The sequence below is a fragment of the Mucilaginibacter sp. GW821-FHT07H05 genome (genome assembly GCF_059418485.1).
The window spans coordinates 310,482-322,875 of the sequence record NZ_JBWKPY010000005.1 but is presented as its reverse complement, the minus strand read 5'-3'; the positions used below and the strand labels follow the sequence as shown (position 1 = coordinate 322,875).

The 12,394-nt window shown below is 43.2% G+C and carries 10 protein-coding genes; 6 read left to right on the top strand and 4 right to left on the bottom strand.

Translation table 11 applies throughout. The annotated features are described in order from the left end of the window. Positions 1-6: 6 nt before the first annotated feature. Positions 7-867 (bottom strand): FkbM family methyltransferase, encoded by an 861-nt coding sequence (locus tag AC07M6_RS15420; protein ID WP_494890893.1) that lies wholly within the window; start codon positions 865-867, stop codon positions 7-9. 15 nt (positions 868-882) lie between these two features. Then, positions 883-1,974: an acyltransferase family protein gene (locus AC07M6_RS15415; RefSeq protein WP_494890891.1), complete on the bottom strand. Its 1,092-nt coding sequence runs from the start codon at positions 1,972-1,974 to the stop codon at positions 883-885. Positions 1,975-2,177: 203 nt separating this feature from the next. Between AC07M6_RS15415 and AC07M6_RS15410 the strand changes: the two genes are divergently transcribed. Continuing rightward, a complete protein-coding gene (locus AC07M6_RS15410; protein ID WP_494890889.1) occupies positions 2,178-3,140 on the top strand; it encodes an O-fucosyltransferase family protein in 963 nt (320 codons plus the stop codon). Positions 3,141-3,280: 140 nt separating this feature from the next. Here the strand turns inward: AC07M6_RS15410 and AC07M6_RS15405 are convergent, their stop codons facing one another. Beyond that, positions 3,281-3,958, bottom strand: a complete 678-nt coding sequence (locus tag AC07M6_RS15405) for a porin family protein (RefSeq protein WP_494890887.1) — start codon at positions 3,956-3,958, stop codon at positions 3,281-3,283. Positions 3,959-4,154: 196 nt separating this feature from the next. Here AC07M6_RS15405 and AC07M6_RS15400 point away from each other — a divergent pair, with 196 nt between their 5' ends. The 3 genes from AC07M6_RS15400 to AC07M6_RS15390 are packed head-to-tail and all read left to right on the top strand — an operon-like array spanning position 4,155 to position 6,569. Then, positions 4,155-5,879 carry a glycoside hydrolase family 3 protein gene (locus AC07M6_RS15400; RefSeq protein ID WP_494890885.1) on the top strand — a complete coding sequence of 575 codons (1,725 nt, stop codon included), beginning with the start codon at positions 4,155-4,157 and terminating at the stop codon, positions 5,877-5,879. A gap of 49 nt (positions 5,880-5,928) precedes the next feature. Continuing rightward, on the top strand, positions 5,929-6,120 hold the full coding sequence (locus tag AC07M6_RS15395) for a hypothetical protein (protein ID WP_494890883.1): 192 nt from the start codon (positions 5,929-5,931) through the stop codon (positions 6,118-6,120). After that, positions 6,117-6,569, top strand: coding sequence for a nucleotidyltransferase (locus tag AC07M6_RS15390; protein ID WP_494890881.1), 453 nt, complete (start codon positions 6,117-6,119; stop codon positions 6,567-6,569). The genes AC07M6_RS15395 and AC07M6_RS15390 overlap by 4 nt, the downstream gene beginning before the upstream one ends. A gap of 38 nt (positions 6,570-6,607) precedes the next feature. On the opposite strand, the gene AC07M6_RS15385 is transcribed toward AC07M6_RS15390, so the two are convergent. After that, positions 6,608-7,426: a L,D-transpeptidase family protein gene (locus AC07M6_RS15385; RefSeq protein ID WP_494890879.1), complete on the bottom strand. Its 819-nt coding sequence runs from the start codon at positions 7,424-7,426 to the stop codon at positions 6,608-6,610. Positions 7,427-7,591: 165 nt separating this feature from the next. Here AC07M6_RS15385 and AC07M6_RS15380 point away from each other — a divergent pair, with 165 nt between their 5' ends. Beyond that, complete coding sequence (locus tag AC07M6_RS15380) at positions 7,592-10,759, top strand: ATP-dependent helicase (protein ID WP_494890877.1); 3,168 nt, start codon at positions 7,592-7,594, stop codon at positions 10,757-10,759. Between the two features lie 128 nt (positions 10,760-10,887). Next, on the top strand, positions 10,888-12,339 hold the full coding sequence (locus tag AC07M6_RS15375; protein ID WP_494890875.1) for a M28 family metallopeptidase: 1,452 nt from the start codon (positions 10,888-10,890) through the stop codon (positions 12,337-12,339). The last annotated feature ends 55 nt before the right edge of the window (positions 12,340-12,394 follow it).

Sequence of the window (12,394 nt, the reverse complement as noted above, 5' to 3'; positions counted from 1 at the left end):
TATATATTATTTATAAAATGCCATTTCTTTGGTTATTACGTCGTCTGCAAGAGCGTCATCGTCTGTATGGAAAACACAAACATCATAGTATTGAAAAGCGCCGGTTTTATCACTCATGTAAATAAACAACTGCTCAACCTGAAGGTGATTGTCTAGTGTGATACTAATCAGCATTTTGCCATAGTTATCATAATAAATGGCTTTATTGTAACCCAGTTGCTGTAAACTGTAAAGTGTTTGGGTACCGTGCTCCCCCTGTTCTTTTAAATAAATGGCAACATATTCAAAGAATAATACCGGCTTATGTTTCTTTATATAATCAAAGCTACCCCGTAAAACCTTAAAGTCGAACCCGTCTGTATCAACTTTTAATAGTTTTACAGGTTCAAAATTATTTTCGGCAGCCAGGCTATCTAACTTTTTTATGCTTATTTGTTTGTTAACGTTAGCGGTAACTTTCGCTGTCCCGCGGTCTGATTCAATTGCACCTTCCTGTACTAAATCATCCTCTCCTAAAAAGGTTTCAAAGATTTTGGCATTATCAAATTGTTCCAGGTTTTTTTTCAGCAGGCTAAAGTATAGTGGTTCACCTTCTATTAAGTATATCAATTGATTAACGCCCGCGCTTCTGAACAATGCGATAGTATCGCCAATATTGGCGCCAACATCAATAATAGCATACTGTTGATATTTACTTTCGAGGTGTTTAGCGATACGCGTTAGGTTGTGAGCGTAATATTTATGCTGGGCCAGGTAACTTTCAATGGGATGTTGGGCATCGGCAAATAATTTGTAGTTGCCTACCTGTACCTGTACAATTCCATTTTTATTCTTTTTATATTCCCTAAAATAACGCCTTAAACCCATACGGTAATTTTTAAATTAGCTTTTAGCAGTATTGCCTATTATCCATTTAAACCTTGTAAGGTTTATACCTTTCACTATAAACAAGGCAACCACATAGGCAATAATAAAGCGGCCGTATTGGTACATAAATATACCCGCGACAGACATATTTTCGGCATTAACCAAGTTCATGTGGATCAAAATTTCGGGCAAGATATTATATATAATGATATAGTGGATAAGATAAATACCAAAAGTAGTTTCGCGCGGCTTAAAATAAGCGATGAGGTTAAAGTCGCGTATTTTAACCAGCAAAGCAAACACTGCTAACGAATATAATAAATTTGTAAAACGCAGCGTGTTATAAGGCTCTATACTATTCCGTTCTAAAAGCAAACGCGCTTCGGCTATTGATAATGCCAGCGACAGTATAAAAAACCCTATAAAAACCAGGTATGGGGTAGCGCGTATTTTACGCTCAACAACCTCCCAGTTTTTATGCAGTTGTGCCCCCAGCCATAAAAAAAACACAAAGCCAAACAGCGCAGTAGTATGTATAGGCTCTATCCATTCAAAGTAAACATTTACGCAATAAAACAAGGTACAGGTTAATAATGCAGCACCTAATTTCCACGAATACAGCCTTCGCTTAAACATTAGCAAAATGCCTATACATATTAAAAAATTAATAATGAACCAGTAGTTTGAATACAGGTATACTATTTTCAATGCGCTTAGTAATGTGGTCCAGAAGTTAAATGGATCATGATAAATATGAAATGCCATTACCGCTGATTTAGCCATAATAGCCAGTAAAAATATCAGCGACCAAATGATCCAGGGCCTGAAAGTGTTTTTAAAGCGGCGCCCCAGGTATTGCCCCGGCGTATACTCGGCAAACTTATCTCCCAATAAAAAACCGGCCAGCAAAAAAAACGATACTGTACCAAATTTGGCCAGTTGTATATTAATGCCGTATACCCAAAAGCTTGCGGTATAAGCCTTAAAAATATAATCGCCCACATTAAAACTATGGTCGGCCACAATGCTCATCATGGCAATACACCTAATGTTATCTATAAAAATATAATTCCGTTTTGCAGGCGTATCGTTTATTAAATTCCGCATATTATAAGTGGCAAAAGTACGGTAAAAATCTATCTGCAACGAACACGGATGTTTTTGGATAAGCAAGTACACCAATTGGTATTCTAAAAATTATTAGATTATGTTTTATTTGGATATAATTGCAAACACCAGGTCAATTAGATCGATCATCTATCAGCCATATACAGGCCTTTCAATTTGTTGATCTTTTAATATTTAGCGTAATGGATATGTTAGAGGCTTACAATAAACTAAACCGTTCTTTCTCCAAAAAATACATTTTTAATTTCGGTTCGGAGGGTGGTTTTTATTCCGAATTTAACAATATGGTTTTTGGAATGATCTATTGTTTAAAATACAAATACCAGTTTATATTATATTCAGGCAACTCCAAATTCAAAACTCAACATGGCTGGGAAGATTTCTTCGAACCCTTTTGCGATACTGTAAATTCCTCTTTTCACAAAAAGTTTAATAAAAGGATGGCAGCACCAAAAATAAAAATAAAGCACTACCCTCAATGGTATCTTTTTAAACTTTTTAATAAAGACACTTATTTAACATACGATCTGTTCAATTTGCACTTCAACAAAGATTTTGAAAAAGAAAACTTTGATTTTCCGGAACTTGGGCTCAAAGGTAACCTTAGAGAAGTTTCGCGCGGGATAGTTAAAATGATCTACAGATTTAATACCGATACAAAAGCGGAAATTCAAAAGCTGATAGCCGCCGTTAACTTACCATCTAAATATATATCTGTTAACATTAGAAGAGGCGATAAGGATACCGAATTTAACTTTATGCCGGTAAGCAGATATATGGACGAAGTGGCTAACCGTTCGGATCTGAAAGATATTTTTGTGCTGACCGACGACTATGCTGTAATTGAGGATTTGCAAAAAGACTACCCAAACTTTCATTTTTTCACCCTTGTTAACAAAAAAGAACAAGGTTACGTTCATGCTGATTTTGTAAAACAAAACACTGCTAAAAAGAAAGAAGATCTGATCAAATTATTTTCTTCAATTGAAATTATGCGTGCCTCCGAACTTTCAATTGGGGCATATACCACCAATCCGGGGATCTTTTTAGGGATGACGATGCCTGACGATAAATTTGTCAGCATGCAGAGGGTTTCGTGGTACCAGTTTGAAAGAGACGACGTTAAAAATGATATGGTTAAATAAAAGCCAATTTGTTATGCTTTAATACCTGCTACCCTACAAATATAAAAGACCACAAAAGCCTGATCAATACAAGCCTTTGTGGTCTTTACGTTTATTTTTCTTTGTGATCTTTGTGGTTAAACCACTGCCAAAATCACAGCTTAAAAGAATTTAAAGCCTAACCCTATTTGCCATACCTGGTTACGGTATTGCGGCGCGTAGGTTCCGTTATTGTCGTTATTTTGCAGATCGAGCGTATAACGGCCGCGCAGTTCAACGTTCGGGCTTAAATCAATTCCTACACCCAATACACCGCCAATTACGCTTTTGTTATAACCATCTATATCGCGGTCATAAACCTCCTCGCGCGTGGTCACAAAACCCGAACGGTAGATATTTGTGGTAGAGGTTAAAAAGGAGATCTGCGGACCGATCACAAAATTAAATCCCTGTGCCAGTTGCAGTTTGGCCAGTAAAGGCACATCAATAAAATTGCTGCGCTGGGTAAAATCGCCATCAATAGTGTTGGCACGATACCCTTTTTGCGAGTAAAGCACTTCGCCTTCAAACGTTAACGGTTTAATAATGGGGATATCTACGCTACCACCAATATTTAATCCGGCTTTGGTATCAGTACTGTAATTGGAGTTGTTTACATTGACCAGGTTAGAGATATTTACCCCGCCTACTATGCCAAACTTAACCTTATAAAAATCGTCGCGCTGGCGATTTTGATTTTGTCCCTGGTTGGGGTATCGCCTTGCTGGCGGATAACGTCGTTGTGCGCTTACTGTCCCCGCAATCAGCAGGGCTATAGCTAAAAATGTCAATTTTTTCATGGCAATTAAATAAGTATTAAATTAATACAGCTATAGAATAACGTTTTGCCTAAAGGTTTATTCTAAGCTAAAATTTCTCTCGTAATGACAAATCATCTACAGATTTGTTTAACGTCGAAACCAAGTCTTCATAAAACTTTTCCGCAGGGGTACAGTTGTTGAAGGCCGGGTGAGGTTTTTTTTTACTTTTGTCAATATGAATAAACTGCAAATTAGCTGCTTACTGCTCCTGTCAACTTTTATAACGTTCGGCGCTTCGGCACAAAGCACCGATTATATATCCAGCCTCGATCAGCAAAACCACTGGGTCGATTCGATATTTAAAAAACTGAGCCGAAAAAAGAAGATCCAGCAACTCCTGTTTGTACGCGCGCATACCAACCTGGGCAAGCGCTATTCAGATTCGGTAGCCAAGGTCATTAAAAAAGAACAACCGGGCGGACTGGTATTTTTTCAGGGCGGCCCCGTGCGCCAGGCGGTGCTCACTAACCAATACCAGGCCCTGGTTAAAATCCCGATGATCATTGCCATGGATGGCGAATGGGGACTGGGCATGCGGCTTGATTCTACCATATCCTACCCTTATCAAATGGCTTTAGGCGCTATCCAGGATAATACGCTCATTTATAAAATGGGCCAGTATGTAGCATATGATTTTAGGCGCATGGGCATGCAAATGAACTTTGCGCCCGATATGGATGTAAACAACAATCCCAACAACCCAGTAATTAACTATCGCTCCTTCGGCGATAATAAATACAATGTGGCACAAAAGGGCATTGCCTATATGCAGGGCATGCAAAACGGCCGTCTGCTCACTACGGCTAAACATTTTCCCGGTCACGGTGATACCGATGTGGATTCGCATTTGGCCCTGCCGCAGCTTAATTTTAATACCGCGCGCTTAGATTCGTTAGAAGAGTACCCTTTCAAAGAAGCGATCCGTGCCGGTATCAGCGGCATTATGGTGGCACACATGAATATCCCCGCACTGGATACTACTAAAAACCTCCCTTCTACCCTATCAAGGCCAATTGTTACCGGCGTATTGAAAGATGTGCTGGGCTTTAAAGGGTTGATCGTTTCCGACGCTATGGAGATGAAAGGTGTTGTGAAATTTTTCCCTAACGGGGAGGCTGATGTACGTGCCTTTATAGCAGGTAATGACATTTTGGAACTGTCGGAAGATACGCATCGGGCCATGAAGATGATCAAAAAAGCGATACGGAAAGACAAGGCAGATGAGAAGGAACTGGATGCCAAAGTAAAAAAAGTATTGGCTGCCAAATATTGGGTAGGTTTAAATCATTATCAACCTGTAACCGTTGATGGCATTATAGCCGACCTTAACCGCCCCGAAGCCACGGATCTGCAACAACAGCTGGCCGACAAAGCCATTACCCTGCTAAAAGGCGATACCACCATCCAAAACCTCGACCCGGTCAAAAAAACGGCGATCATCAGCATTGGCACAAGCGCCGCAACCGTTTACCAACAGGAGCTGGCTAAAACATTTATCAACAGCAAACTCTACTTTGTGAGCAAAGAGGCACAGGTGCCTGATATGAACTCGATTTTGCAGGATTTAAAAGGTTACGACCAGATCATCATCGGCATACACGATACACGCAACCGCCCGGGCAGTAAGCTGGATTACAGCAGTAATCTGAAACTCATGATAGCCGACCTGGCTGCCTATCCAAATACCGTTGTCAGCGTATTTGCCAACCCGTATACCATTGCCGGCTTACCAGGTATCGAGAAAAGCGGCTCCCTGCTGACCTGTTACCAAAAGGAAGCCCCCATACAAAAAGCCGCCGCGAAGATCATCAGCAAACAAATGAAGGCTGTGGGAAGGTTATCAGTAAGTGTGAACACCTATTTCCCTAACGGGGCAGGGATTGTGGCGAGTGGGTTGTAGGGATTGGATTTTAAAAACAAATTGCTTATATTTAAGTAAATATTCAACTATGAAGATTGTACCAGTTGTTAGAAAAGCAATGCTCAAGGAGATTGATGAGGAGCAGGAAGATATCAATTACTGGCTTTCTAAATCTCCTATCGAACGTATTGCTGCTGTAACTATGCTCATTAGACAAAGTTTAAAACCCGGACAGCGAATGGATAAAACCTTTGTGGTACAAAAACAAATGCATCCATGAACCTTGAAAAGGATTTTGAAGACTTTGTCCGATTACTAAACGATTACCAGGTCGATTATATGATTGTTGGTGGGTATGCCTTGGCCTTCCATGGCAAGCCACGACATACCGGTGATTTAGATATTTGGATTGCTATATCAGACATCAATGCGGGGAAAATGCAAATGGTGATACACGATTTTGGCATGTCCTCTTTGGGGTTGCTAAAAGATGATTTTTTACAAATTGGTCTGATTACTCAGATAGGATACCCTCCGTTACGCATTGATATTTTGAATGAAATTGATGGTGTAAGTTTTAATGAGGCCTATCAAAATAAAGCCATAATCGACATTGACGGCTTGATGGTTAACTACATTGGCCTTGATGATTTAATAAAGAACAAGTTATCAAGTGGAAGACATCAAGATATCAGCGATGTAGTGACTTTAAAAAAAATCAAAAAATAAGCTTTGCAGTCATACTGCCACTATCTAATTACATTAACCTACTTCCTTATCTCAATCACCGTTCCTTCCGCAACGTGTTCAAATAAGGCATCCATATCCTTATTTTGCATGGCTATACAACCGGCTGTCCAATCTTTGGCGTTTATTTTATCCGGCTTGGTCCCATGGATCAGGATACTCATGCCCGGTTTGCGCCCTTTCTGAAGAGCATAATTTTTTTCGTCTTCGTTTGGATACGAGATCAGGAAGCTTTTATAATAAACATCACCACGTTCGTACTTGCAGTCAACATGGTAAACGCCTTCCGGTGTTTTACCATCGCCATCAAATTCTTTTCTGCCTGTGGGTCCCCAACCCAGGTCAATATTAAAGGTTAGCGTGTTTAGCCCTTTACGCTGCAAGATCAGTTGGCGTTTGCTTTTCAACACCAGGATCCTATCAGCCTGGGCTAATGTATGGGCAATAGCATCCAGTTTTACCTGCCAGCTTTTAATGGTATCCGGCCTGAATGCTCCCCACCTGTTGATCCGGGATACGATGTGCTCGCCCCTTTTTAAAGTATCGCGTGCGCCTTCCGTTTTACGCTGCAGTCGCCAAACTCCCCGATCCTGGAAAATATATCCTTCGTGATTAAACACATCCTTAATGTACTGCCTGAATTTAAGCGGAGTGCTATTGGCATCTCTTACAATAATGGTTGTATCTAAATTTGCAGGGAGGTGTTTGTATAAGCTGTCATGCCATTTTACGCCGGTGTTTAAGTCCACCACGCCGGGTATAGGCCGCGGCACCGATTGATACCACCAACAAAACCCGGCTGAAAGCACTAACAAGGCAATTAAACTAAACACTCTCATACAAAAACGAATATATAACTAAATAATTAGTTTTTATAATCCCTATAAAAATATTTTAATAGCAATATAACTTCCGGTAATAACCTATACCTATTTTTGTAACCAGCATTTGACACTCCCGTCACCAATGTCTGTTATATTTTCTATATTTTTACCTAACAAGCTATGCAGTCTGCCCACCAAAAATATCAACAGAAATTTGAAGAAGTGTTAGCCGGGTTAAACGCCGAGCAATTGGCCGCCGTTAATAAAATGGACGGGCCAGTGCTGGTGGTTGCCGGCCCCGGTACAGGTAAAACGCAGATCCTGGCGGCCCGTATCGGTAAGATATTGATAGATACTGATGCCCAGCCCAATGAGATCCTGTGCCTCACCTATACCGATGCCGGCGCGGTGGCCATGCGCAAACGTTTGTTCGAGTTTATCGGGCCCGATGCTTACCGCATCCACATCCATACCTTCCATGCGTTTTGTAACGAGGTGATCCAGGAAAACCTGGAGTACTTTGGCAAGCTGAGCCTGGAGCCCCTCTCCGACCTGGAATCGGCCATGCTGTTTCGCGAGTTGGTGGATGAATTCCCCAAAGATCATATCCTGAAACGCTTTACCGGCGAGGTTTACTATGATATCCCCCGGCTGAAAAGTCTTTTTTCTACTATGAAAAAGGAAAACTGGGACGAGGCTATGATTGCAGCTGCGGTTCAGGAGTATCTATCAGATATCCACCTGCGCGAAGGCTTCTTTTATAAACGGCCTAATGCCAGCAGGGGCATTAAGGCCGGCGACCCCAAACAAAAGGAGATTGACGCCGCGCACGAAAGCATGGGCAAATTGCTGGCGGCTGTAGGCGAATATAAAAACTACCAAACCAAAATGAATGGCCAAAGCCGCTATGATTATGACGACATGATCATTTGGGTGCTGAAGGCTTTCCGCGAGAACGAGGATATTTTACGCCGTTACCAGGAGCGTTACCAGTATGTTTTGGTTGATGAGTTTCAGGATACCAGCGGCGCGCAAAACGAGCTGCTAAAGTTCATTATCAGCTATTGGGAAACCCCTAACGTGTTTGTAGTAGGCGATGATGACCAGTCGATTTTCCGTTTCCAGGGGGCCAACATGAAGAATATCCTGGATTTTGCGGGCGATTACGTGGCTACGCTGAAAACCATTGTGCTGAAACATAACTACCGGTCTAATCAGCATATCCTGGATATCTCCCGCTCGCTGATCGATAATAATAACGAGCGCTTAACCAGTCAACTGAATTTAGATAAGAACCTGCGTGCGGCACATCCCCGTTTCAATGAGGAAGTGGTTGAGCCGGTGATCCGCGAATATGCCAACCCCGATCAGGAACTGGTACACATCGCGCAGCAAATAGAAAAACTGGTTGCTACAGGTACACCACCGGGCGAAATTGCCGTCATTTACCGTAACCATAACCAGGCTGAGGACCTGCTGCATTATCTCGACAGTAAAAAAATAGCGGTGAACACCCGCCGCCGTATTGATATCCTGACGGAACCTTTCGGCGAGAAGATCACCAATATATTACGCTACCTGGCTGCCGAGATGGATATGCCTTACAGCGGCGATGAGATGCTATTTGAGATCCTGCATTACGATTTCTTCGACATACCCCCTATTGATGTAGCTAAGGCCAGCATAGCGGTATCGACAGAAAACTACAGCAACAATAACAAAGGCCAGCCTAAAACATCTTTACGGCGATATATCAGCGAAATGCGCATGCCATCGCAAATTGGCTTGTTTGATGTAGCCCCTAACCAGGAAATTAAATACCTGATGAGGTATATAGACGATTTGCTGAAAGACTCGGTAAGTGTAACGCTGCAGGAATTATTTCAGCAGGTGATCAATAAAATGGGCATCCTGAAATACATCATGAAACAGCCGGATAAAGGCAAGTTTATGCAGATGCTCACCAACTTCTTCGATTTTTTGAAAGGCGAAAGCCGCAAAAACCCGGAGATCACGTTAGCGGAGTTTATCGGTATTATCGACCTGATGAAAAAGAACAACATCCGGCTCGATCTGCACCAGCTCATTTATTCAGACAATGGCATCAACTTCCTAACCGCGCACGGCTCCAAGGGTTTGGAGTTTGAGCATGTGTTTATGATTGGCTGTAACAAAAAGATCTGGGACAGCAAAGGCCGTAACATGGGCTTCACTTACCCCGATACCCTGATGCAGGCCCCATCAAACGAACTGGCCGAAAAGGAGGAAGCCCGGCGTTTATTCTATGTGGCGCTTACCCGTGCCAGGCAGTGCCTGATGATCTCGTACTCGGCTATGGATAAAAAGGAGAAGGACCAGGAAGCATCGCAATTTATTGGTGAGATACTGGCCACCACCCATTTAAAGGTACAGTATCCAAAAGTAACACCGGATGATATGGTAGATTTTTACCTCACCCAGTTTACGGAGGAAGACAAGCCAAAAGTGCAGTTACTGGATACCAATTACATTAACCAATTGCTGCAAAACTATACCCTGTCGGTAACCCATCTGAATAATTACCTGGACTGCCCGCTGAAGTTCTACTTCCAATGTTTGATCAGGGTGCCGTCGGGTAAAAGTCCGGCTGCTACCTTTGGCTCGGCCGTGCACGAGGCCTTGAAACGGGCTTTCCGTAAGGTGAAGGATAAGGACGATCCGTTCCCGCCGACGGATGAGTTTATGCAGGATTTCCGGTCGTACATTTACCGCAACCGCGATGCTTTTACCAAAGAAGAATTTAAACGCCGCATAGAATACGGCGAAAAAATACTGCCGCCCTATTACGAGCTGAATGTGCCGTACTGGAACAAAGTAACCCTGGTTGAATTTTCTATTAAAAACCTGGAAATAGCAGGTGTGCCGGTAAAAGGCAACCTGGATAAGGTTGAATTTAATGGCAAGGAAGTTACCGTAGTTGATTACAAAACCGGTAAGCTGAGGAATGCTAAAGACAAACTTTTGCGCCCCACAAACGAGGCCCCTTATGGTGGAGATTACTGGCGGCAGGCGGTATTTTATAAGCTGCTGATAGACCACGACCGGACTAAGGATTGGGAGGTTGCAGGCACCATTTTTGATTTTGTGGAACCCATTGCCGAAGGCGAGTATCATAAGGAAAAAATTGTGATCACCCCGCAGGATGTAGCCGACGTTACCGGGCAGATCACAGAAACGTACAAAAAAATAATGGCCCACGATTTTGCCACCGGCTGCGGCAAAAAAGAATGCGACTGGTGCCACTTTGTACGCAGCAATTTTGAGCAGCCCGGCAAAATGCTGGAATTGGCAGAGGGGGAGGAAGAGTAAAAAGTTTGTCATTGCGAGGAGCGATAGCGACGTGGCAATCCCATAGGCAGGTCCATGTCGCATATCCTATGGGATTGCCGCGCTATCGCTCGCAATGACAATTGAAATAAAAAGACAAACTAAACAACATGAAATACATTAAACTTTTACTCTTATCCCTGCTCACCATCCCCGCCGTAGCGCAAACCACCATCAGGCAGGATATGGCTATTAAACAAATGGCCGATGAGGTATCATCCCAAAACGTGGAGGCTATTGTACGCAAGCTGGTCAGCTTTAAAACACGGAACACCTTAAGCGATACCACCAGTAAAACCGAAGGTATTGGCGCGGCCCGTAACTGGATCAAGGCCGAGATGGAAAAATACGCGGCGGCATCGGGCGGGCGTATGAAAGTGGAGTTTGATGCCTTTACCCAACCGGCAGGCGGCCGTTTTGATAAGCCTACGGTTTTAAAAAATGTATTGGCCATATTAAAAGGCACCGACCCAACCGATACCCGCATCTACGTGGTATCGGGCCACTATGATTCGCGGGTGACTGACGTAATGAACGCCAACGCGGTTGAACCCGGCGCGGTTGACGATGCATCAGGCACGGCCGTTTCGATGGAGATTTGCCGGGTAATGGCTAAACACTCGTTCCCGGCTACCATTATTTTTATGGCCGTTCCCGGCGAAGAACAGGGCCTTAATGGCTCGGCCCATATTGCTAAGCGTGCCAGGGATGAAAAATGGAACGTAGATGCCATGCTGAATAACGACATTGTAGGCAATACGCACGGACTGGATAACGATTTAAAGGATAATACCCATGTACGCGTTTTTAGCGAGGGCATCCCATCTATTGCTTTACCAACCAGAGACGACGGTAAGGCTTTGTTTGGTATAAACCCGCGCACCCGCGCCGCCATTATTGAACCGCTTACAAAGGCCGACAGCGCCGCGGCCCGTACTGCCATTACCGCTATTAACAGTATGATTGGCAATGGCGGCGAAAATGACAGTCAATCGCGCGAATTGGCCCGCTATGTTAAAGAAACTGCCGAACGTTATGTAGACCACCTGGATGTAAAGCTGGTTTACCGCCGCGACCGCTTTCTGCGCGGCGGCGACCAAACATCATTTCAACTGAATGGCTTTACCGCCGTTAGGTTTACCGAAATGAACGAGGACTTTACCCACCAGCACCAGGATCTGCGTACCGAAAAAGGCATTGTATACGGCGATCTGCCCGAATTTGCAGATTATAACTATATCCAAAAAGTAGCCCGTATGAACCTGTCTGTATTAGCTAATTTAGCTTCAGCCCCGGCTGCGCCGGCAAATGTTGGGGTAAGCACATCGGGTTTAACCAATACCACCACCCTAAAATGGGAAATACCTAAAGGCGGTAAAAAACCGGCAGGTTATTATATCCTGATGCGGGAAACCATTAGCCCCTACTGGGAAAAGAAATTTTATTTAACCGGCACGGAGGCTACACTTAACTACTCGAAGGATAATTATTTTTTCGCTGTACAATCGGTAGATGCGGAAGGGCACGAGAGTTTGCCGATATATCCGAAGCCGATGAGGTAAAATCGTTGGGCATACCCGGTTTTTCATTTCACTCAACAATAAAGCAATGATAATG